Consider the following 22,253-nt stretch of genomic DNA (forward strand, 5'->3'; position numbering starts at 1 on the left):
CGCCATGGTGCGCCGGCACCCGGGTCGCTCGCCAGTGCGCCCCCGCCTCGGCTCGGCGATACTTGCTCGATGACCGATCCTGAAGACATCGGCGCGCTGCTCGGCGCCGACGGCCCGTTTGCCCGCGAGCTGCCCAACTTTGCCCCGCGCCTGGCGCAACAGGCGATGGCCCGCTCGGTCGCCGACGCCATCGCCAACCGCGACACGCTCATCGCCGAGGCCGGCACCGGCACCGGCAAAACCTACGCGTACCTCGTGCCGGCGCTGCTCTCGGGCGAGCGGGTGATCGTCTCCACCGGTACCAAGGCGCTGCAGGACCAGCTCTATTTCCGCGACCTTCCCAGGGTGCGCGCGGTGCTCGGCACGCGCGGCAAGGCGGCGCTGCTGAAGGGGCGCGCCAATTACCTGTGCCTCTACCGGCTCGACCAGACCGTGCGCGAGGGCGGCACCTTCGAGCGCACGGAGGCCTCGCAGCTGGCCGCCATCCGCGCCTGGTCGGCACGCACCCGCGCCGGCGACCGCATGGAACTGGCCGAGGTCCCGGAGGAATCGCCGCTATGGCCGCGGGTCACCTCCACGCCGGAAAACTGCCTGGGCGTCGAGTGCCCGTTCTTCGACGACTGCCACGTCGTCAAGGCGCGCCGCGAGGCGCTGGAAGCGGACCTGGTGGTGGTCAACCATCACCTGCTGTTCGCCGACCTCGCGCTCAAGCAGGAAGGCTTCGGCGAGATCCTGCCCGGCGCCGGCGCGTTCATCCTGGACGAGGCGCACCAGGTGCCCGAGCTGGCCGGCCAGTTCTTCTCGCAGAGCGTGAGCGCGCGCCAACTTGGTGACCTGGCCGCGGACGCACTGCGCGAATGCACCGGCGTCACCGGCGCCATCGGCCTGCTGCTGGAACCGGTCGAGGCGCTGCAGGATGCCCTGCGCCGGCTGCGCCTTGCCATGGACGCGCTGCCCACGCGTGGCCCGTTCCAGCAACTGGACGCGTTGGCCACTGTGCACGAAGGACTCCGGGATCTCGGCGAACTGCTCGCGGCCTTCACCGACCTGCTCGCCTCGCAGGCCGAGCGCTCGCGCGGCCTTGCCAATGTGCACGAGCGCGCGGCCGCGCTCGCCGAACGGCTCGACCGCATCGTCGAAGGCGGCGGCGCCGAGGACGTTCGCTGGTACGAACTCTTCCCGCGCGGCTTTTCTCTCCACGCCACGCCGCTGGACCTCGCCGCGCCACTGCGCGCCATGCGTGAGCGCACCGGCGCGGCATGGATCCACACCTCCGCCACGCTCTCGGTCGCCGGCAGCTTCGACCACTTCGCCCGCCAGCTCGGCCTGGACGATCCGCAGGCGCTGCATCTGGACAGCCCGTTCGACTACGCCAGCCAGGCCCTGTGCTACCTGCCTGCCGGCCTGCCCGATCCCAACGCACGCGACCATACCGAACGGGTGATCGAGGCCGCGCTGCACGTACTCGAAGCCTCCCACGGCCGCGCCTTCCTGCTGTTCACCTCGCACCGCGCGCTGCGCCGCGCGGCCGAACTGCTGGCCGACCGCGTGCCGTGGCCGCTGTTCGTGCAGGGCAGCGCGCCGCGCCACCAGCTGCTCGAGGACTTCCGCGCCAGCGGCCACGGTGTGCTGCTCGGGGCGGCGAGCTTCTGGGAAGGCGTCGATGTCGCCGGCGAAGCATTGAGCGTGGTGGTGATCGACAAGCTGCCCTTCGCCGCGCCCGACGATCCGGTGCTGCAGGCACGGCTGGATGCGCTGGAGCAGTCGGGCATCAATCCGTTCATGGGCTGGCAGGTACCTGCCGCCGCGATCGCGCTCAAGCAGGGCGCCGGACGCCTGATCCGCGACGTGCACGACCGCGGCGTGCTGGTGCTCTGCGACCCGCGCCTGACCAGCAAGGGTTACGGCCGCCTGTTCCTCGCCAGCCTGCCGCCGATGCCGCGTACCCGCGAGCTGGCCGACGTGCAGGCGTTCTTCGAGCGCTCCACCCTGCCGATCGCCGGCTGATCCCCTGAAGGAGTGCGCCTGTGCGCGACTGCCATGCATCGCGGTGCCGGTGCACTCCTGCAGAAACCCGCGGGCAATGGATGGCTAGCACCGGCCTGTTGGCGCACTATTCGCCCGGCGCCTGAGACGGCCGCATCCGCGGTCGTAGGCGAACCGGGAGCGGACATGGCCAAGGTCATCGGACTGGGTGGGATCTTCTTCAAGTCGCGCGATCCGGGCGCGCTGACGGCGTGGTACGCGCGGTACCTCGGGCTCGAGCCGGAAGCGTGGGGCGGCGTGCGTTTCCAGGAGGATGCGTCGCGCCCGGGCTACCTGCTTTGGACGCCGTTTCCCGCCGACACCACGTACTTCGAGCCGAGCCAGCAGGCCTACATGATCAACTTCCGCGTCGATGACCTGGCCGGGCTGCTGGAGCGCTTGCGCGCCGACGGCGTGGAGGTGGACGAGCGCGTGGACCAGAGCGAGTACGGCGCGTTCGGCTGGATCATGGATCCCGAAGGCAACCGCATCGAACTCTGGCAGCCGCCGGCTTAGGCCCGGCTTGCGGCTGCGACGGGCCGACCCGTGGCGCGACCGGCCGCGGGCGCCGGGTTTTCCGGCACCAGCATCGTCGGCGCCAGGCCGAACATGCGGCGGCAGGTGCGGCTCAGGTGCGCCGAATCGGCGAACCCGGCCTGCTGCGCCGCTTCTGTCCACGAGCCGCCAGCAAGCCCCCGCGCCACCGCGAAACCGACGCGCGCCCACAGCAGGTAGGCGCGGAACGAAATGCCGGTCTGCGCGACGAACAGATGGCGGAAGCGGCTGGGCGACAGGTGCGCCATCGCGGCCGCCTGCGAGAGCGTGAGTTCGGCCCCGGGCTGGTCGCGCACGCGGTCCAGCACCACGGCGATGCGCCGGTCGACGGCCTGCGGTCCGGCGGGCGTGGCGGCCAGGTGTTCGACCACGCGCTGCGCCGCCTCGATGAGCGACTGGTCCGTGCCGCGCGCGTCGAATACGGCATGCAACGCGGCGGCGAGCGCACCCAGGCCGTCATCGGGCAGCAGGCTCACGTCGTGTTCGCCATAACGCGCGAGCAAGGCGCGGCCGGCCAGCGTTTCCGGTTCGACGAACACCATCGCCACCGGCTGGCCGCAGCCGTCGAAGACGTGCCAGCGGTCGGGCATCACGATCGCCGCCGAGGTTTCGTGCCACGTTTCCTCGGCCGCATCGCGGATGCGGATCGGTTGCGCCGCGGCGAGCGTGACCTGGATGGCATGGTGGCTGTGCGGCTGCACCTGTCCGGTGTCGCGGCCGACCCACACGCTCGCGCCCTTCCACAACAACACACGGCCGACGCCACCCGCGCCGCGGCGGGAATCGCTGCCGTTGCCGGCCATGCCTGGGGACATCGCGGGCCTCCGCGTCGAACAGGGACCCGCGAAGGTTAGCCCCTCGATTCAAGCGTGCGGTAGGGGCGGTCCTGAAAATGGCGTCCACGGATCGAGCATCCGTTCCCCTACCCATCGAGGACACGACCATGAACAACACCGACACCTTCGCCTGCCGCTGTGCCAACTGCGCCGGCGCCACCTGCACCTGCGGCTGCCAGGCCGCCCCCGCCAGCCAGCCCGGCTGCGGTTGCGGTTGCGGCATCGGCCAGCCCTGCCGCTGCGGCGAGCCGAACGCCTGAAGTCCTGTCGGCGGCGTGCCCCGTGCACGCCGCCCAAGGCCGCCCATGCGCTACGACCTGATCATCTTCGACCTGGACGGCACGCTTGCCGATTCCTTCCCGTTTTTCGTGAGCGTTCACAACAGCCTGGCCGACCGCCACGGCTTCCGCCGCATCGAGCCGGCCGAGGTCGAGCCGCTTCGCCGGTTGTCGGCGCGCGAGATCATGCAGCGCCTGGGCTTGCCGCGCTGGAAGCTTCCGCTGGTGGCACGCAGCTTCGTGCGGCTGATGCGCGAGGCGGATGTCCGCCTGTTCGACGGCGTCGCCGAGGCGCTGGAAACCCTGCACGTGCGCGGCGTGGCGACCGCGCTGGTCTCTTCCAACACCAGCGACAACTGCCGCCGGATCCTCGGCGACGAACATTGGCGACGGCTGGCGCATGCCGAGTGCGGCGCGTCGATTTTCGGAAAGCGCCGGCGCATCGCGCGCGTGCTAAGGGCCACCGGCACCCTCCCGCCGCGCGCCATCTATGTCGGCGACCAGATCACCGATGGCGAGGCGGCGCGCGCCGCCGGGGTCGATTTCGGCGCTGTCGCCTGGGGCTATGGAGCGCCGCAATCGCTGCAGCGCCTGCTGCCGGCCCATCTGTTTCACTACGCCGACGAACTGGCCATGCTGGCGCACTCTTTGTAGAGCCCGCTGTGGGCGGTGCTCTTCCGCCCAGCCCGGCGATAAGCATCGCCCACCAGTAGCTCCGACCAGGGAATGGGCGCGCCTGCGTTTCCGGCGGGCCCATGCAACCCCGAAGCCGCCAGGCGGCACTTACCGTGGGTTCCGGCGGCAGTTACTCGCTTCGGCCGCCGGAACTGCCCGAAGCGCTTGCATCCGCGCTTCACGCTGGAGGGTCTATTCGGCTCCGGCGGCGGATGCATGCGCCGCCGTGCCGGACTCCGCGGGGGCGGGGTCTGCGTCGAAGGTTCTCGCCAGCCATCGGGGATGCCAGCCATGCGTGCCATACCGGTTTCGTTCGCGGCCGTGCTGTCCATTGCCGTGGGGCTCGGCGGCGTGGTGTGGTCCGCGGCCCGCGCGCAATCGACCCCGCAGACCGAGCCCGCGCCGGCCGCAAGCCAGCCGTCCAGCGGGCTGACCCAGTCCGACATCGCGCGCATGCTCCCGGCCACCGACATGGGCGCGGGCGATTTCCGCAAGGACAACCCGCATCTGCGCCAGGTCGAGGACAGCCCCGCCACCTCGTTCGACGCCGCCCCGATCCCGCACAACCCGCTGGCGCCCGACGCCGACCCCGTCGGTGCGAAGACCTGCGCCGCCTGCCATTCGCTGGAGGACATGCACGCCGCCCACTCCGTGCACGTGCAGGCGTTCAATGCCGGCGCGGCCCACAGCGGTCCGCAGGCGGCCTGCGAGAGCTGCCACGGCCCGGGCTCGGAACACGCGAAGAACCCGACCGAACCCGGCGCGATCATCGCCTTCACCCACGGCGCGAAAACCGACGTGCACACCCAGACCACCGTCTGCCTGGGCTGCCACGCCGGCGGCGCGCGCCAGCACTGGCTTGGCTCGGTGCACGAGGCGCGCGGGCTGTCGTGCGCCGATTGCCACAACCCGATGGCGCGGCTGTCGCCCGAGGGCGTGCTCGCCAAGCCTTCGATCAACGAGGTCTGCGCCACCTGCCACAAGGACATCATGGCCAAGTTCAACCGGCGCTCGCACATGCCGCTGCCGGAAGGGCAGATGGCCTGCACCGATTGCCACAACCCGCACGGCACGCTGACCCGTCCGCTGCTGAAGACCGATACGGTCAACGAGACCTGCTACGCGTGCCACGCCGAGAAGCGCGGACCGTTCCTGTTCGAGCACGCGCCGGTGCGCGAGAGCTGCCTCAACTGCCACGACCCGCACGGCTCCAACCAGCAGACGCTGCTGGTGGCGCCGGTGCCGATGCTGTGCCAGCAGTGCCACACCATGACGCGCCACCCGAACGACCTGCAGGTGCCGACCAACCTGGGCCGCGGGCCGAACCCCGACGAGCGCCTGATGGGCCGCGCCTGCCTGACCTGCCACACCAACATCCACGGCTCGAACAACCCTTCGGGCTCGCGCTTCCACAAATAGGGCGAAAAAGCGGGGGAGGAGCCACGCCATGCGCACCATCCATCCGATGTCCCGCGCCATTCTCCTCGCGCTGCTGGCCGGCGCGCCGCTGGCGCACGCCAGCGACAGCAGCGACACCATGCGCGTGGGCGACATGCAGTACGGCAACGGGCTGGACCCGCGCGGCTGGTCGCCGTTGATGACGCCCGGTCCGGACGGCATGTCGTGGCTGCACCCGGGCATGCTGCGCACGCCCAGTGGCGCGCTCTATCCCTACCCGTACGACTTCGCCGGCAAGCCGTCGGGGCAGGGCGGCGACTGGACCTATTGGGGCCTGCTGCAACTGGGCTACATCCACGTCGGCGGCGACCGCAACGCGGAGTTCTTCCGCCAGTACACCGACTGGAAGAACGGCGCCGCGCTGGGCCTGTTCGCGCTGGGTTTCGACAATCCGAAGACCGGCAGCTACGTCGAGTTCCGCGGCAGCCGGATCAGCGGCGACGACCAGTATTACCGCCTGCGCGCCGGCCGTTACGGACACTACAAGTTCCAGGCGTTCTACCGCGACATCCCGCACACGGTGTCGACCAACGCTTTCCCGATCTGGGACGGCATCGGCAGCAGCAACCTCACCTTGCCGGCGAGCCTCGTCCCGGGCGGCAGCACCATCGCCGCCGTGCAGGCGGCCTCGGCTGCCGCGCCCCGGCGCACCATCGCGCTGACCCGCACGCGCACGGGCCTCAGCCTCGAAGGCGCGCTCTACCGCGACTGGATCGGCTTTGCGTCGATCACCAGCGAGAAGCGTGACGGCACGCGGCTGTGGGGCGGGCCGATGTTCTTCAACTATCCGTTCTTCACCGACACCGGCTCCCCGTTCGGTGGCGACGGCGGCATCATGGAAACGGTCCGGCCGATCGATTTCACCACGACCGACGTCAACATCGGCCTGCGTCGCGTCGGCAAGCTGTGGCACTTCAACGCGCTCTACAGCGGCTCGTTCTTCCGCGACCACAAGAGTTACCTGGACTACCAGAACCCGTTCCTGATCCACAACGTGGTCGGCGTTCCCAACGTCGCGCCGGTGGTCGATGGCGAGTATTCGCTGGAACCGGACAACGACTACCACAACCTGCGCCTGGAGCTGTCACGCGAGCTCAAGTGGCGCGGCGAACTCTCGCTGGCGGCCGCCTACGGGACCATGCGCCAGAACGACGCGCTGCTGCCGCCGGTCAATTGCACCGGCACGCTGGGCTTCGCCGTGGTGCCGCTTCAGCAGCTGATCCCGTGCGACCTGTGGAACACGCCCGCGGCGCTCTCGCGCACGCATGCCAACGCGCGCATCGACACCGGATTGTTCGACGCCAAGCTCAGCTTCCACCCGGGCCGCCGCTTCGGCTGGCACGCGGAACTGCGCTATTACGACGAGGACAACAAGACCCGCTACCTGGCCTACAACCCGCTCACCGGGCAGTACGGCTACATCTCCGAGAACGGCGCGCAGGGCAGCGTGGTGCCGGGCGAGACGGGCATCTTCGACAACGGCTACTACGCCACCTCCAACGTGCAGATCGCCAGCGTGCCGTTCGGCTACCGCGACACGCTGCTGGAACTGGGCGCGGACTGGAACGTCGGCGAATCCGATTCGCTCAGCCTGGTCTACACCTTCGACCACAACCAGCCGCGCCACCGCGAACGCACGCGGCTGGACGAGCAGCGCATCAAGCTCTCCTGGGTCAGCCGCTCGCTGGGCGACGCCACGTTGCGGGCGAGCTTCGAGTACGGCGATCGCAGTGGCGGCACGTACAACTACGACCCCTACGAGGCGTATTACTCCAGGTCGCTGCCAGGCTTCATCAACGCCGGCGGCATCCCGCCACCCGCGTTCACCGTCGACGCCATGCGCAAGTACGACATGAGCGACCGCAAGGAAACCAAGGCACGGGTGATCCTGATCTATCCGCTGGGCGACACCAGTACCGTCTCGGCGACCTTCTACGGCAGCCGCGACCAATACGACGCGCTGGTCGGCCGGCAGAATACGCGCAGCACCGGCTTCACTGGCGAGTGGGATTGGCAGCCCGGGCCGCATACCAATGCCAGCATCTACGTCGGCGCCGAAACGACGAGGCTCAAGCTCGCCAACGTCGCCGACGACGAATCGGCCTTCGGCGGACCGGGCCGCGTCGATCCGAGCTTTGGCGGAACGCTCTATCCGCTGGAAAACTACTGGCACGACCTGGACCGCGAACGCGACTACAACGCCGGCATCACATTCGCGCACGACTTCGGGCGGGTGAAGCTCGACCTGGCGTGGAACTACACCCAGTCGCTCTCCCAGCTCAACTACGACTTCGCCTCGCCCGGCGCACTGACGTTTCCGGATGTGGCGCCGCTGCTCGACGGCAGCTTCCCGGACAACCACTACCGTTCCAGCACCTTCGACGCGGGCCTGAGCTTCCCGGTCACCGACAGCATCGGCGTGCGGCTGTTCGGCCGCTACCAGAGCGGCAGCTTCCTGGACTGGCACTACCTGGGCTTCGACGACACGCTGGTCTACGACCACCGCATCTACACCGACCGCGGCCCGCAGCTGCATTACCGCGCCACGCTGGTCGGCGCCATGCTCAGCATCAAGCTGTGAGGGCCATCGCATGAACCGCCTGCTGCTCCCGCTGCTGTCCGTACTGGGGCTCGCCTGCGTTCCCCTGCGGGCACAAGCCCGGGTCGACACGCCGCCATCGGCGACACCCGCTGCGGCGTCGTCGGCCGCGTTCCTCGATCTGCGCGCACAAGCTCCGATCCAGGGCGATGCGGCTGCCGGATCGGGCAAGGACGGCGTGTGTTCGGCCTGTCACGGGCCCCAAGGCATCGCGATCGCGCCCAACTTTCCCAACCTGGCCGGGCAATCGGCCACCTACCTGTACGTCCAGCTCAAGGCGTTCCATCAAGGCCAGCGCAGCGATCCGATCATGAGCGGGCAGGCCGCGCAGCTGACCGACACCGACATGCGCGACATCGCCACCCACTACGCCTCGCTCACCCCGAAACCCTCCGGTCCGGCCGCGGCCAGCTCGCGCGGCGCACGACTGTTCCTCACCGGCGATCCGGAGCGCGGCATCCCCCCTTGCCAGGGCTGCCATGGCAGCGACGCGCTCGGCCCCCGCGTGCAGCCGGCCCGTTCGCCTCACCCGCCCTGGTCGACCATCCCGCGCCTGCGCGGACAGTCGGCGATCTACCTCACGAAACGTCTCACCGACTTCCGCAACGGCGTGCGCCCCGGCAGCAGCAACACGCGGATCATGGAAGGCGTCGCCCGCTCGCTGGACGACGAGGACGTGCAGGCGCTGGCGGCCTATCTCTCCAGCCTGTGAGCGGCGACCGCTTCCCGCGGGAGGAGCGGACGGACGGGAAGGCCGCACGCGACGGTCTGACACGCGTCACCCTTCGTCGCCGTTCAAGCCGCTAGTCTTCGGCCGGTCTGACGCGGGCCGGAGGCTTCGGGATGAGATGGGAACAACGGTTACGGCAGCTCACCGTTGCCCAGCGCCTGGCGCTCTTCCTTGTGCTGGTGCTGTTGCCACTGGTCGCACTGAGCGTGGTCAGCGTAGCGGTGCTCAACGAACAGGAGGCGGGCTTCAGCGAGTCGGTCGAAGAGTCGGTGACCATGCTTTTGCCGCTGAGCACGCTCGAGCACTATCTGCAGCGCGCGCTGGTCGACGAACTGGAGGAGCAGTCGGGCCAGTCCTCGCCCAACTTCGCGGCGCTGGCCGACACGATCGACAAGACCTTCGCCAGTATCGAGGCAGTTGACCAAGGCACCGCCATTGCCCCGGAGGTCGGCGAGGCCGAACAGGCCTGGGACAGCGCCCGTCCCTCGGTGCGCCGCTTGATCGAGCAGGTCAGGCCGTTGGCCCCCGGCCAGGCCGACGCAATCGCCGACGCCCGCGCCCGGGCGGAACTGCAGGCGGCCATCGACGAGATCGCCAAGGCCCGGCGACAGCTCACGGCCGTGGTCAAGGCCCGCTATCTCCGCGCGATCGCCCAGCGCCACCAGCAGTTGCGCTGGCTGGTGGCCGGATGGGCACTGACGCTTTTCGCCGCCGCGCTGATGGTGGCCGCGCTGGTGCGCTCGCTGCTTCGGCCGATCCATGAGCTGGGCCGCGCCGCGCGCAGCATGGGCGAGGGCGTGCCTGGGGTGCGCGCGCCGGTCAGCGGCAGCGACGAACTCACGCTCCTGGCCGAGCGCTTCAACGAGATGGCGGCGTACTGGGAGACCTCGCGCCAGAGCCTGCTGACCGAAGCGGCGCAGGACCCGCTGACCGGCGTGCTGAATCGCCGCGGCGTCCTGGCTGCGCTGGAAGCGGACCTTGCCGCGCATGCCCGCGAGCAGGCGCCGCTCAGCCTGTTCATGATCGACCTGGACCGCTTCAAGACCATCAACGACCAGTTCGGGCACAGCGCGGGCGACCGCGCGCTGGTCTGGGTGGCGACGCGCCTGCGCGAGATGCTGCGCGACGGCGACCGGCTGGGCCGCTACGGCGGCGACGAATTCCTGGTGGTGCTTCCGCGCACCACGCTGGCACAGGCCGAGGATATCGCCGGCCGCATCGAGGCCGGCCTCAACGAGGCCGCCGCGCGCGAGTCGGCCCGGCCCGGCGCCAGTATCGGCATCGGTGCCGCTCCCGAACACGGCTGGGCCGCCGCGGCGCTGATGGAAGCGGCCGACCGCATGCTCTACGCCCGCAAGGGCCAGCGACGCACGGATGCCGGTGGCGGCTGGCGGCCCACCTCCGCCACCGGCTGAGAGCGCTAATCTGCGCATCCCCTTGCCGCCTTGCTCCGCCCATGACGGATTTCCAGGTCCAGACCTTGCTCAGCACGCCGCTGGTCGACGTGCACGATGTGGTCTGTGCCGGCACCTGTCGGCACCGGGGCGAGGTTGAGCGAGCCAGCCGCACGCACCTGGTCTTCCCCTATCGCGGCACATACGTGCGCCATGTCGGCAGTGACGACGCGGTAGCCGATGCGAGCCAGGTGCTGTTCTTCAACGCGGGGGAGGACTACCAGGTCAGCCATCCCAACCCGGGCGGCGATGCGAGCCTGTCGATGACCCTGGACGAGGTGCTGCTGCGCGAGATCGCGCCGGCCGAACTGGTGTTTCCGGACGAGCCGCTGCGCTTTCGCGAGTCGCGCCTGCGCATCGACCCGCGCGCGCAGGCGCTGGTGGCGCTGTTGCGCCACTCGCTGCGCGAGAACGTCGCCGAGCCGCTGGAGGGCGAGAGCCTGACGCTGACCCTGGTGCACCGCGCCCTCGCGCCGCGCACCACCCACGCGGCCGCTTCCAGCCACGGCCGCCAGCGTCTGGTCGACCGAGCCAAGCTGGTCCTCTCGCGCGACCTGGCGCGTCGCTGGACGCTGGCCGAGGTGGCGGCGAAAGTCGGCGTGTCGGCGGTCTACCTCACCCAGAGCTTCCGCCAGGTCGAGGGCGTGCCGCTGTACCGCTACCAGTTGCGCCTGCGCCTGGCGCGCGCGCTGGACCTCTTGAGCGATTACGACGACCTCGCCGCGCTGGGCGTGGACCTGGGCTTTTCCAGCCACAGCCACTTCAGCGCTGCATTCCAGAAGATGTACGGGCGCACGCCCAGCGAGTTCCGCCAGATCGCGCTGCACCGATGATCGCTAAAGTTTTCGACAGCGTCCGGAGCGCATCCGGGGTCTACTGATCACGCCCACCCCGGGCGACACCCGGCCTTCATCCCGTATTGCCCGCGCAAAAGCGCGTGGCGGTTTGCGAAGACGAACGCCGAGGGTGTTCCACCAATGGTTAGGAGGATCCGACATGAGTGAGCGAACCTGCGCCGCATGCGATTACCCGCTGGACGAAAACGCCATCCAGGTACGGATCGGCGGACAGACGGTCGAGGTCTGTTGCGACGATTGCGCCGTCAAGCTGAAGGAGGCGCACGCCTCCGCGGTGGCGTCGAAGCCGGCGTGACGCCGGCCCCCCGAACCGCACCGCCCGGACGTGGCGGTGCGGTTTCCCCCGCGCAAGCCACGGCGGCCACCAGGCCCCCGTGCGCCGATGCGTGCGATCCCGATGGAGTGACCAATGACTTCGCAGAACGACAAGGCCCGGCTGTTCCATGCCCTGCACGTGAAAGGCCGGCCGCTGGTGCTCTTCAACGCCTGGGACGCCGGCAGCGCGCGCGTGGTGGCCGAAGCCGGCGCCGCGGCGATCGCCACCGGCAGTTGGTCGGTCGCGGGCGCGAACGGTTTCGAGGACGGCGAACACATGCCGTTCCCGCTCGCCCTGGATAACCTGCGCCGCATCGTCGGCGCGGTCACGCAACCGGTGACGATCGACCTGGAAAGCGGCTACGGCGAAGCGCCCGACGAAGTCGGCGCCACCGTCGCCGCGGCGCTGCGCGGTGGTGCGGTCGGTTGCAACCTGGAAGACAGTTTTCCCGCCAACGGCCGCCTGCGCGACACCGCCGCGCAAGTCCAGCGTCTCGCCGCCGCGCGCGCGGCGGCAGACGACGCGGGCGTGGCGATGTTCATCAACGCGCGCACGGACGTGTTCTTCCAGAAGCCCGCCGCCGAGCACGACATGGCGATGGTCGAGGATGCGTTGCAGCGCGCCCGCGCCTACGCCGATGCCGGCGCGAGCGGCCTGTTCGTCCCCGGCGTGGTTGCCGAGTCGCTGATCGCGCGCCTGGCCGAAGCCTCGCCGCTGCCGGTCAACGTCATGGTCATGCCGGGTGTGCCGGGTCGTGCGCGCCTGGGCGAACTGGGCGTGGCGCGCGTCAGCCACGGGCCGGGCCCCTGGCGCGGAGCCATGCAGTGGCTGGCCGAGGCGGCCAGGGCGGCCATGGCGTAACGTAGCGGGCTTCCGCCCATCGATCTCCGGAAACGTCGGTGGGCTGAAGCCCCGTTACGGGGCCAGGGCGGGCCGCGCGGTGATCGCGCTTTCGCGCGGCACCTGCGCATCCGCTCCTGCCAGCCGACGGGCCAGTTGCTGTGCGGCCACGCGGATCTCGGCCATCGCGCTGCACTCCCACAGATTGCCGCGCAGCAGCGCCCCGATCGCGTACAACCCGACCTGCAGCTCGCCGCGGGCGTTGAGCAGTTGCCCGTCCGGATGCGCAGCCACGCCCAGTTGCAGCGGGTCGGGCGTGGCCAATCCATCGCGCAGCAGTCGCGAAAGCAGCGTGTGCTCGGTGAACGCGACGGCGGTGTCCAGTCCGGTGGCCTGGATCACCAGGTCCGCGCCGAGCGTGTCCAATTGCTGCGTGGCGCGGTGGCGCACGCTGACCTGCAACGGCCCGTGTCCGTCGACGCCAAGCACGCGCGCGGCGTGTACCTGCAGGCGACCTTGTTCGAGCATCGCGTCCAGCGCGCGGGCCGAAGCCGGCGCGACGCGGTGGCGCGCCGCCTCCCACACCCAGCGCAGGTGGCGCAGGAACTGCCGCCGTTGCTGCGCATCCAGCCGCCGCCACAGGCGCGCGTTGATCGGGCGCATGCCGTCGAGCAGGCTGCGCCAGTCCGTGCGTGGCGAGGCTTCGATGGCGGCATGCACGTGCCTGAGCATGGCGAGAGGGTTCTCGCAGGCAAGCAGGGCGGTATTGAGCGCCGACTGCCGCGCGTACGGCGCCGGCGGCAGCGCGGTGTGCTCGAACGGGAATCGGCCGTGGCGGGATAGCGCCACCAGTTCGGCCGTCGGCCAGCGCTCGGCGGCGGAGAGCAGCGTGTCGACCGCCGTGAGTCCGGTGCCGATCACCAGCACGCGGTGCGGCGCCGGTTCCCGTCGCGCGATGCGCCACGGGTCGAGCACGTAGGCTCCGCTCTGCAGCGCCTCGCGCGTCACCGCCTTCAGCGGCCGCGGCGCCAGCGCACCCAGCGCGAGCACGACCGCGTCGGCCTTGATCAGTACGCCGCCGGCGAGACGGACCGCGTAGCCGCCGTCGCACAGCGGCTCGATCTGGACCGCATCCTCGCCGTGGATCTGGAACTGCCGCCCCTGCTGCAACGCCTGGTCCGCGCAGGAACGCACCTGCGCCTCGATGAAGTCGCCGAACAGGCCGCGCGGCAGGAAGTCGTCACCGCCGACGCCATCGACCTGCCGCGCGGCGAACTGCAGGAACTCGCCCTCGCTGCCGGCGAACAGGCCCATCGAGTGTGCACGCACGTTGAGCAGGTGCCGGTCGCTGCCGGCGGCGTAGGCGACGCCACGGCCGGCCACCGTGCGGTCGCCGGTGATCCAGTGCACGCGCGCGCCGCGCCGCAGCAACTCGCCGAAAAGCGAGGCGCCCGCGGCGCCCCCGCCGATGATCGCAATGTCAGCCATACGCACTCCTGTCGGAAACAACCCGGCAGCGCTCTGCCACGCGGCAGGGCGGGAAGGGTGGGGGATGGGAAAGGACGGCCCGACCTGCCGGTCAGGCGCGGCGGGCGGGGCGCTCCGTGGATGCCGTGCGATGCGGGGTCTGCATGGGGCTCACCTGGGACCGGTTGGTTGGCAGCCACTCGAACACAGCATCCGTTAAGGAACGGCTAGGGCCCCGCAAGGATCGGGTTTGTCACGGCGAGCACGAAACGTAGACGCCAGGGCACCGCCCGGCTGCGGAACGCCCCGTCACCGCTTCCGCCACAGGCGGTCCAGCGCCCACGGACCGCTTCCGCCCAGCACCAGGGCGACCAGCGCGGCGAGGTAAAGCAAATCGGTCTCGTACCCCGGTTGCCCGAAGTGCGCACCGGATGCGGTGACCGCCTGCAACTTGATCGAGCTGAAGCCGTTGGGCAGGTGCACGGTGAAGATCGCCACCATCAGCACGATCGCCATCGGGATGCTCGCCAGCGGAATGAACGCGCCGACCAGCACCGCCAGGCCGCCGAACAGCTCGACCAGGATCGTCGCCCACGCGAGCAGCTCCGGCGCCGGCATCCCCAGCGCGTGCAGGATGCCGGTGAACGACTCCGGCCCGCGCGCGAGCTTGGCGTAGCCGTGTTCCATGAAGCCGAAGCCAACGATCAGGCGCAGCGGGATCGCGTACCAGTGGTAGCGGAGCGTTGGCAGCAGGTGCCGGGAGCGGTCGATGAGGGTGTCCATGCGGGCGTTTCGCTCCCACCCCGCGTCCGGTTACGTCCAGCGATGAAGCGTCAGTGCGCCCAGGCCGAGTGCAGGATGATGCTGCACATGTCCCCTCGCCGGAACGCCGGGTCCTTGAAGGCCAGGAAATCGTCGTTGAAGGTTCCGAACGTGCTGTCCGGCCGATGCTTCAGGCCCTCGTAGAACGCGTCGATGATGGCGTGCTTGAAGTTGTCCTCGCGCGGCCAGGCCGCGGTCACCGCCTCGCGTTCCTCGTCGGTGAACTCCTCGTACGCGCGGCCGGCCACATCCATCCCTGCCGCCACGTGAAGCAGCGCCGCCTCCGCATGCATGAACTGCGGAATGCCGGGCGTGGTGTGGAACGCGACCGCGCTCCACACCTTCTCGATGTCGTGCTCGGCAATCGCATGGGTCCGAAGGAAATCGCGCGCCGCATTCGCGCCATCGACTTCGAAGCGCAGGGGACTCTTGCGGTAGTGCGCGGCAAGGCCGATGTCATGGAACATCGCCCCGACGTAAAGCAGCTCCGGATCGAACGCCAGGTTCTTGCGCCGGCCCGCCAGCGCGCCCCAGGCGTAGACGCGCATCGAGTGCTTGAACAGCAGTTCGCTTTCGGTGTCGCGAACCAGTTCGGTCGCCTCGCGGGCGAGGGTGCTGTCGGGGATGCGTACCCCGGGGATGCCTGTGGCCAACATGGTCGTCTCCGTGCTCAGCCTTCCGCGCGGCGCACCGCCTCGGGCGTGTTGCGGAAGCTGATGGCCAGCCGGTTGTAGGTGTTCATCAGGCCGATGGCGAAGGTCAGGTCGACCAGTTCCTTTTCGCTGAAGACCGCCGATGCCGCCTTGAAGTCTTCGTCCGGTACGCCGGTCTGCGCGACCTGCGTGACCGTTTCAGCCCAGGCCAGGGCCGCTTTTTCGCGCTCGCTGAAAAGCCTGCCGCCTTCGCGCCAGCCCTGGACGAGCGCGATCTTTTCGATGCTGGCGCCCCGCTTCAGCAGGTCGCGGGTGTGCATGTCCAGGCAGTAGGCGCAGCCGTTGATCTGGCTCACGCGCAGGTAGACCAGGTCCACCAGCACGGGGTCCAGCCCGGATTGCGTCACGTAGCCGTAGACACCGCCGAGCGCCTTGGCGCCGGCCGGGGAAATCTGGTTGTAATCGAGGCGTTGGGACATAGCCGTTACCTATTTGTCGGGGGTGGTGAGGGGCGCATCGCCGGTGTCGACGACGAACACGGCGAGCAATTTGGCCGGTTGGGTCTTGCTCGCATTGCGGCTGATCCGGTGGTGCGCGCCGGGCACTTCGTAGAAGGATTCGCCCGCCTTGTAGACCCGCGCGGGACCGTCGTCGACCTGGCTTTCGATCGCGCCCGAAACCACGTAGGCGTAGATGAAGGCCGAGCGCGCATGGTGGTGCGCCGCGGAGGCGCCGCCCGGGGGATAGTTGACCTCCACCGCGACCAGCGACTTGCCCGGGTCATTGGGCAGCGCGTGCGAGAAGTTCGGTTTGACCGTGCCGTCCGGAGCGTGCGCATAGGCACTTCCGGCGAGTGCCGCGCCGGCCAGCAAGGTGGCGAGAAAGCGCTTGATCGACATGACGGACTCCTGTGGGGAAGGCCGCGATCTTGCGCCTGGTAAGGTGCACCTGAAAGAACCAGAACGCGATATTTTCGCTATACCATGGGGCATGCCACGCGCGCTGGACATCCGCATCGACCGCTCCGCCGCCACCACGCTGGCGGAGCAGATCCGCCTGGGCGTGCTGGCGGCGATCGGCAGCGGCGTACTCGCGCCCGGCGCGAGGCTTCCCTCGTGGCAGGCGCTGGCCGCGCAACTGGGTGTCGCGCGGGGCACCGTCAAATCCGCCTACGAGCGGCTGGCCGACGAGCAGGTCATCGTCTCGTCGCGACCGGGCGGTACGCGGGTGGCCGACCACCCTGCGACCGGTCGGCCGGTTCCGCCCGACGACGCGGACGCGCCGCCGGAGCTGTACCGGCACCTGCTCGCCGGCCCCGCCACCTTCCAGATGGGCGTTCCGGCCTCGGACCGCTTTCCCGCCAGCCTGATGGGACGCCTGCGTGCGCATGCCGCCCGCGCCGAAGTCGCCGCGCGTGCCGTCTATCCCGATCCGCGCGGTGAACTGGCCTTCCGGCGGGAGGTTGCCGCGCACCTGGCCCTGGCGCGGGGGATCGACTGCCGACCCTCGCAGGTCTTCATCACCGCGGGTTTCGCCGGCGCCCTGGAGACGACCTTTCGCGTGTTGCGCGCGGAAGGCCGCAAGGCCTGGATGGAAAACCCCGGGTTCTTCCAGAGCCGGCGCGCGCTCGAACTGGCGCAGCTCGTTCCGGTCCCGGTGCCCGTGGACGACGATGGCCTGGACGTCGTCCGCGGCATCGAACTCGCGCCCGATGCCGCGCTGGCCCTGGTGACACCGGGCCAGCAGGCACCGCTCGGCGCCACGCTGTCGCTCGCTCGGCGCATCGAGCTGATCGCCTGGGCCGCGCGCACCGGCGCATGGATCGTCGAGGACGACTATCTCGGCGAACTCCAGCTCCGCCGCCGCGCTGCCCCGGCGCTGGCGTCGGTGGATCGCAACGGCCGCGTGATCCACATCGGCTCTTTCAGCAAGACCATCAGCCCCGCGCTGAGGCTCGGCTTCGTCGTCGCTCCCGAGGGGCTGGTGGACCGCTTCAACGAGGCGGTCATGTGCCTCGGCTCGGCACCCGGTCCGGCCGTCCAGCAGGCCACCGCCCGGTTCATGCACGAGGGGCACTACATGCGCCACCTGCGCCGCATGAAGCGCGTCTATTCGGCCCGCGGCGAGGCGCTGCAGGCGGCCCTTGAGCGCAAGGGATACCGCGCGCAGATCGGCGGCCTGGCCGTCCTGCTGCGGCTGCCCGACCAGATACCGGACATTGAGGTGGCCCGCGAAGCCCGCGCCTGGGGCCTCGCACCCGAACCGCTGTCGCCCTGGTTCCAGCCCGGCGGCGTGCGGCAATCGGGATTGCTGCTGGGCATCGCCACCACCGATGAGGCGGCGCTCCCGTCCGCATGCGATCGGCTGCACGAGCTGATCGGCAAGTTTTCCTGAGCTTTGCGTGCATGCGAAACGGGGCCGCATCCGGCCCCGTCGCTATGGCTACGCCTGGCTCGCACGCAGCCGCACCACGTCCTGCCGCAGCAGGTACACCGACACCGCCAGCAGCACCACGTCCTTCATCAGGAACGGCACGTTGCCCACCATCGCGGGGAAGCCGCCGGCCGACTCGGCCCAGCCACCGGGCATGAACGGGATGATGGTGACGGTCATGACGAAGGTGACCACCGAACCGGCCGCGCCCAGCACGCCCAACCGCTTGCTCCAGAAACCGCCGAGCAGCAGCGCGCCGAACAGCCACTCGGCCACGCCCAGGAACCAGCTCGCGCCGCGGATGCCGAAGACCGGATACATCCAGGCGATCAGGGGCCCGTTGCTGATGAAGGGAATCAGCGTCTGCGCCTCGTAGTCCCACCACTTCTGGTAGCCGAAGAAAAAGAACATCACCACCATCGAGGCGCGGACCACGTGGTAGTCCAGGTCGTTCTTCAAGAGGCCGGTGCGGGCCAGCGCGTTCACCAGTGCGTTCATCGTCGTTTCCTTGAGGGTTTGTCGGGCAGGGAAGGGCGGTCCGTCGATCAGTCGACGGACGGAAGGTCGATCTCGGTGTCGTTGATGCGGTTGAAGGTGTTGGTGAAGGTCGCCACGGCCACCGCCAGGCTGATCTCCACCAGCTGCGCGTCACTGAAGCCGGCAGCGCGGATCGCGGCCACCTCGGCCTCGTCCAGCGTGCCGCGCGACTGCACGAGCTGGCGCACGAAGCGCACCAGCGCGTCGCGCCGTGCGTTGCCGGTGCGCAGGTCGCTGCGGATCCGACGCAGCGTCGGCGCCTCCAGGCCGGTAAGCGCGCCAAGCAGGCTGTGCGCGGTGATGCAGTAGTCGCAGCCGGCGGTCTCGCTGACCACCAGCTTCACCGTCTCCTGGTCCTGCCGGCTCAGCGACCCGGCGGCCAGCACGCCGTCGAGCTGCAGCATCGCCTTGAGTGCAGCGGGTCGCAGCTGGCCGATGGCAGCAAAACAGTTGGGCACGCGGCCCACGGCCTGCGTGATCCGGGCATACACCGCCGCGGCGGCACCGGCGGCGGATTCGAGCGGGTGGATGGCGATGCGGGACATGGGGGCTCCTTCGTCGGCTGACGTGGAGCCACTGTACGGAGCCGATGTGAGCCTGTTAATGTCGCAATAACTCGCATTCATGCTCATTCGTCTCTCAGCGGAGCCCGCAACATGCCCCCACCGATGGACTGGCTCAGCCGCCTGCTGGAGATGACGCCGGTGCGCGGCCGGCTCGACCTGCGCTGCTACTACGGCGCGCCGTGGCGCATCGACCAGGCGTCGGCCGAACCCGGAGAGATCCCCTTCCACGTCGTACTCGCCGGCTCGGCCGTGCTCGAAGATCCTGCCGGCGGCCCGCCGCAACACCTCGCCCCCGGCGACATCCTGCTCATCGCCCAGGGCGGCGCGCACACCCTGCACGACGGCAGCGGTTCGAAGCCGGCGCCCGCGCGTGAGCGCGCCGGCCTCAACGTCACCTTCAGCGAGAACGCCGGCAGCGGCGAACGGCTGGACATGCTGTGCGGCCATTTCGTCCTCGCCGCGCCGCACGAACGGCTGCTGCGCGGCTACCTGCCCCCGCGCCTGGTGGCGCGTGCGAGCGCAGGGCAGGACGAGCCTGGCGCCACGGCCGCACAGGTCGCCAGCCTGGTCTCGCTGATGCGCACCGAATCGGCCGCCGAACACCTCGGCGGTCACGCCATGCTCAACGCCCTCTCCACCGCGCTGTTCGCGCTCGCGCTGCGCCTGTCCAGCGAATCGGGCGACGCCCCCGCCGGCCTGCTCGCCCTCGCCGGCAACCCGCGCCTCGCCCCGGCCATCACCGCCATGTTCGAACGCCCCGCCCACCCCTGGACGCTGCCCGCGCTCGCGCGCCTGTGCAACGTCTCACGCGCCACCCTGGTCCGCCTGTTCAACGACAGCCTCGGCCGCTCCGCCAGCGATTTGCTCACCGACATCCGCATGACGCTCGCCGCCAGCGAACTGCGCAAGTCGAACCAGTCCACCGGGGCGGTGGCGGAAGCGGTGGGGTATCAGTCGGAGGCGGCGTTCCAGCGGGCGTTCAAGCAGCACATGGGAGTGACGCCGGCGCGGTGGAGGAGGCAGGCAGCAGGTAATGGCGGTGGAAACTAGTCTGTCCGCTCCCGGCCAAGAGCGGGCGTTGGCTGGCGAGGGTTCGCGCCTTTCGTTCGTATGATCGTTGATCCCAAAGCCCGAAATTTCTTTACGAAGATTTTATCCGCGAAGCCACGCGCGATACCCGATTGTTACTCGCCCGCTTCTACCCTGCGGCTCCTTCCAAGGACCGGCAGCCCGGCTGTGCGGCCCGCAAACTTTCCACGGGCACATGTTGAACACCGAACATCCGACCGGCCGGCGCCTCGCGGCGCTGGCACTGGGGGCCGTTGGCGTCGTGTACGGCGACATCGGCACCAGTCCGCTGTACACCATCAAGGAGGTCTTCGGCCCGCGTGGCGTGGCGGCGACGCCACCGAACGTGCTTGGCGGCCTGAGCCTGGTGTTCTGGTCCCTGGTCATCGTGGTGTCGCTGAAGTACCTGCTCTTCATCATGCGCGCCGACAACAAAGGCGAGGGCGGAATCATGGCGTTGATGGCCTTGGCCCAGCGCAGTGTCCGCCAGCGTCCGCTCGCCATGTCGGTCGTGGCCGTGCTGGGTATCTTCGGCGCGGCGCTGTTCTACGGCGATGGCGTGATCACCCCTGCGATTTCCGTGCTTTCGGCGGTGGAGGGCCTGGAGGTCGCCGCGCCGGGGCTTGCGCACTGGATCGTGCCGTTGACCATGCTGGTCATCGGTACGCTGTTCGCGCTGCAGCGACACGGTACCGCGCGCATCGGCGCCGTGTTCGGTCCGGTCTGCGTGGCCTGGTTCCTGAGCATTGCGTCATTGGGCGTGTGGGGCATCGCACAGCAGCCTGCCATCCTCAAGGCGGTGAGCCCCACGTATGGCGTCGCGTTCTTCCTGAACAACCGGGTCGAGGCCTTCTTCGCCCTCGGCGCCGTGGTGCTTGCGGTCACCGGCACGGAGGCGCTGTATGCCGACATGGGCCACTTCGGGCGACGGCCGATCCGTCTCGCCTGGTTCGCTTTCGTACTGCCTGCGCTGCTGCTCAATTACTTCGGCCAGGGCGCGCTCGTGCTCGCGCATCCTGAGGCCATCGCCAACCCGTTCTACCATCTGGTGCCACGGGCCTTGCTCTATCCCATGATCGGGCTCGCCACGGCCGCAACGGTGATCGCTTCGCAAGCGGTCATCTCCGGCGCATTCTCGATGACCCGCGAGGCCATGCAACTGGGCTACATGCCTCGCATGCGGGTGGTGCACACCTCCGAGGAGATGTCTGGCCAGGTGTATGTGCCCTTCATCAACAAGGTGCTTCTGGTATTGATCGCCGCAGCGGTGATCGGTTTCGGCTCGTCCGACAATCTCGGCTCTGCCTATGGCGTCGCGGTGACGGGAACCATGGTCATCACCACGCTGCTCGCGCTCATCGTGGCGCGTTACCAGTGGCGTTGGCCATGGTGGGCGATATGCGGCACCGGCGCGGGCCTGCTGCTCGTGGATCTGGGCTTCTTCAGCGCGAACATCATCAAGATCGAGAGCGGTGGCTGGTTCCCGCTGGCGCTGGGACTGGCGGTCTTCGTGGTGCTGACCACCTGGCGCCGCGGCCGCACGCTCCTGCAGCGGGGCATCCAGTTGGATGGGCTGGAACTGGGGCCGTTCATCGCCAACCTGGCCGAGCACCCGGTGCCGCGCGTGCCCGGCACGGCCGTGTTCATGACTGCCAACAACGCTCTGGTACCGCATGCGCTGCTGCACAACCTCAAACACAACAAGGTGCTCCACGAACGCAACGTCCTGTTGACGGTGCAAACGCTGGACGCGCCTCGGGCTGAGCCGGAGGAACAGCTGGAGCTAACCCGGCTCGAGGACGGCTTTGGCTGCCTGATCCTGCGGGTGGGTTTTGCGGAAGACCCGGACGTGCCGCGGCTGCTCGCCCGCTGCCAGCGGCTGGGTGAGCATTTCGACCTGATGGACACCACCTTCTTCCTATCCCGGGAGACGGTGGTTGCCACGCCAGAGCGCTCCGGCATGGCGCTGTGGCGGGAGAATCTGTTCGTGTTTCTGGCGCGCAACGCCATGCCCGCCACCGCCTTTTTCGGCATACCAGGCAACCGCCTTATCGAGTTGGGCGCGCAAGTGGAGATCTGAACCC

General features: G+C 69.4%; 21 protein-coding genes and 1 pseudogene. 14 read left to right on the plus strand and 8 right to left on the minus strand.

The features are described from left to right. Window positions 1-69 precede the first annotated feature (69 nt). Together ACFWZ1_RS03905 and ACFWZ1_RS03910 are read left to right on the plus strand one after the other, a co-directional pair. Window positions 70-2,007, plus strand: coding sequence for an ATP-dependent DNA helicase (locus ACFWZ1_RS03905; protein WP_439665510.1), 1,938 nt, complete (start codon window positions 70-72; stop codon window positions 2,005-2,007). Window positions 2,008-2,172: 165 nt separating this feature from the next. Further along, window positions 2,173-2,541, plus strand: a complete 369-nt coding sequence (locus tag ACFWZ1_RS03910; protein WP_439665511.1) for a VOC family protein — start codon at window positions 2,173-2,175, stop codon at window positions 2,539-2,541. On the opposite strand, the gene ACFWZ1_RS03915 is transcribed toward ACFWZ1_RS03910, so the two are convergent. Beyond that, window positions 2,538-3,395 carry a helix-turn-helix domain-containing protein gene (locus ACFWZ1_RS03915; protein ID WP_439665512.1) on the minus strand — a complete coding sequence of 286 codons (858 nt, stop codon included), beginning with the start codon at window positions 3,393-3,395 and terminating at the stop codon, window positions 2,538-2,540. The two genes, ACFWZ1_RS03910 and ACFWZ1_RS03915, sit on opposite strands and share 4 nt — an antisense overlap. Before the next feature lie 128 nt (window positions 3,396-3,523). Between ACFWZ1_RS03915 and ACFWZ1_RS03920 the strand changes: the two genes are divergently transcribed. The 9 genes from ACFWZ1_RS03920 (at window position 3,524) to ACFWZ1_RS03960 (ending at window position 12,644) form a co-directional block, all read left to right on the plus strand. Next, window positions 3,524-3,676 (plus strand): hypothetical protein, encoded by a 153-nt coding sequence (locus ACFWZ1_RS03920; protein WP_439665513.1) that lies wholly within the window; start codon window positions 3,524-3,526, stop codon window positions 3,674-3,676. Window positions 3,677-3,721: 45 nt separating this feature from the next. Then, window positions 3,722-4,348 (plus strand): HAD hydrolase-like protein, encoded by a 627-nt coding sequence (locus ACFWZ1_RS03925; RefSeq protein ID WP_439665514.1) that lies wholly within the window; start codon window positions 3,722-3,724, stop codon window positions 4,346-4,348. Window positions 4,349-4,660: 312 nt separating this feature from the next. Then, a complete protein-coding gene (locus ACFWZ1_RS03930) occupies window positions 4,661-5,788 on the plus strand; it encodes a DmsE family decaheme c-type cytochrome (protein ID WP_439665515.1) in 1,128 nt (375 codons plus the stop codon). Window positions 5,789-5,816: 28 nt separating this feature from the next. Beyond that, window positions 5,817-8,408, plus strand: a complete 2,592-nt coding sequence (locus ACFWZ1_RS03935) for an MtrB/PioB family outer membrane beta-barrel protein (RefSeq protein WP_439665516.1) — start codon at window positions 5,817-5,819, stop codon at window positions 8,406-8,408. 10 nt (window positions 8,409-8,418) lie between these two features. Continuing rightward, window positions 8,419-9,138, plus strand: coding sequence for a c-type cytochrome (locus ACFWZ1_RS03940; protein WP_439665517.1), 720 nt, complete (start codon window positions 8,419-8,421; stop codon window positions 9,136-9,138). Window positions 9,139-9,269: 131 nt separating this feature from the next. Then, a complete protein-coding gene (locus ACFWZ1_RS03945) occupies window positions 9,270-10,571 on the plus strand; it encodes a diguanylate cyclase (protein ID WP_439665518.1) in 1,302 nt (433 codons plus the stop codon). A 41-nt stretch (window positions 10,572-10,612) separates the two neighbouring features. Further along, complete coding sequence (locus ACFWZ1_RS03950) at window positions 10,613-11,443, plus strand: helix-turn-helix domain-containing protein (protein WP_439665519.1); 831 nt, start codon at window positions 10,613-10,615, stop codon at window positions 11,441-11,443. A 163-nt stretch (window positions 11,444-11,606) separates the two neighbouring features. After that, entirely contained in the window at window positions 11,607-11,762 is a 156-nt protein-coding gene (locus ACFWZ1_RS03955) for a hypothetical protein (protein ID WP_439665520.1), read from the plus strand. 114 nt (window positions 11,763-11,876) lie between these two features. Further along, on the plus strand, window positions 11,877-12,644 hold the full coding sequence (locus tag ACFWZ1_RS03960) for an isocitrate lyase/PEP mutase family protein (protein WP_439665521.1): 768 nt from the start codon (window positions 11,877-11,879) through the stop codon (window positions 12,642-12,644). A 54-nt stretch (window positions 12,645-12,698) separates the two neighbouring features. Here ACFWZ1_RS03960 and ACFWZ1_RS03965 read toward each other — a convergent pair whose 3' ends face one another. The 5 genes from ACFWZ1_RS03965 to ACFWZ1_RS03985 all read right to left on the minus strand — a co-directional run bounded on the left by ACFWZ1_RS03965 (window position 12,699) and on the right by ACFWZ1_RS03985 (window position 16,464). Beyond that, window positions 12,699-14,111, minus strand: a complete 1,413-nt coding sequence (locus ACFWZ1_RS03965) for an FAD/NAD(P)-binding protein (RefSeq protein WP_439665522.1) — start codon at window positions 14,109-14,111, stop codon at window positions 12,699-12,701. Window positions 14,112-14,399: 288 nt separating this feature from the next. Beyond that, complete coding sequence (locus ACFWZ1_RS03970) at window positions 14,400-14,873, minus strand: DoxX family protein (protein WP_231323879.1); 474 nt, start codon at window positions 14,871-14,873, stop codon at window positions 14,400-14,402. Between the two features lie 50 nt (window positions 14,874-14,923). After that, a complete protein-coding gene (locus tag ACFWZ1_RS03975; RefSeq protein WP_439665523.1) occupies window positions 14,924-15,568 on the minus strand; it encodes an HD domain-containing protein in 645 nt (214 codons plus the stop codon). Between the two features lie 14 nt (window positions 15,569-15,582). Then, window positions 15,583-16,044, minus strand: coding sequence for a carboxymuconolactone decarboxylase family protein (locus tag ACFWZ1_RS03980; RefSeq protein ID WP_231323882.1), 462 nt, complete (start codon window positions 16,042-16,044; stop codon window positions 15,583-15,585). 9 nt (window positions 16,045-16,053) lie between these two features. Further along, entirely contained in the window at window positions 16,054-16,464 is a 411-nt protein-coding gene (locus ACFWZ1_RS03985) for a cupin domain-containing protein (RefSeq protein ID WP_439665524.1), read from the minus strand. Here ACFWZ1_RS03985 and ACFWZ1_RS03990 point away from each other — a divergent pair. Further along, window positions 16,463-17,959, plus strand: a complete 1,497-nt coding sequence (locus ACFWZ1_RS03990; protein ID WP_439666867.1) for a PLP-dependent aminotransferase family protein — start codon at window positions 16,463-16,465, stop codon at window positions 17,957-17,959. The genes ACFWZ1_RS03985 and ACFWZ1_RS03990 overlap by 2 nt on opposite strands. A 48-nt stretch (window positions 17,960-18,007) precedes the next feature. On the opposite strand, the gene ACFWZ1_RS03995 is transcribed toward ACFWZ1_RS03990, so the two are convergent. Next, complete coding sequence (locus tag ACFWZ1_RS03995; RefSeq protein WP_231323888.1) at window positions 18,008-18,496, minus strand: YkgB family protein; 489 nt, start codon at window positions 18,494-18,496, stop codon at window positions 18,008-18,010. 311 nt (window positions 18,497-18,807) lie between these two features. Continuing rightward, window positions 18,808-19,167, minus strand: a pseudogene (locus ACFWZ1_RS04000) (carboxymuconolactone decarboxylase family protein); the annotation flags it as partial. A gap of 24 nt (window positions 19,168-19,191) precedes the next feature. Here ACFWZ1_RS04000 and ACFWZ1_RS04005 point away from each other — a divergent pair. After that, window positions 19,192-20,151 carry an AraC family transcriptional regulator gene (locus ACFWZ1_RS04005; protein ID WP_439665525.1) on the plus strand — a complete coding sequence of 320 codons (960 nt, stop codon included), beginning with the start codon at window positions 19,192-19,194 and terminating at the stop codon, window positions 20,149-20,151. Window positions 20,152-20,365: 214 nt separating this feature from the next. Next, complete coding sequence (locus tag ACFWZ1_RS04010; RefSeq protein WP_231323893.1) at window positions 20,366-22,249, plus strand: potassium transporter Kup; 1,884 nt, start codon at window positions 20,366-20,368, stop codon at window positions 22,247-22,249. Window positions 22,250-22,253: the final 4 nt, after the last annotated feature.

It is taken from the genome of Frateuria sp. GZRe14, assembly GCF_051900395.1.
Taxonomy (GTDB): domain Bacteria; phylum Pseudomonadota; class Gammaproteobacteria; order Xanthomonadales; family Rhodanobacteraceae; genus Frateuria_A; species Frateuria_A edaphi.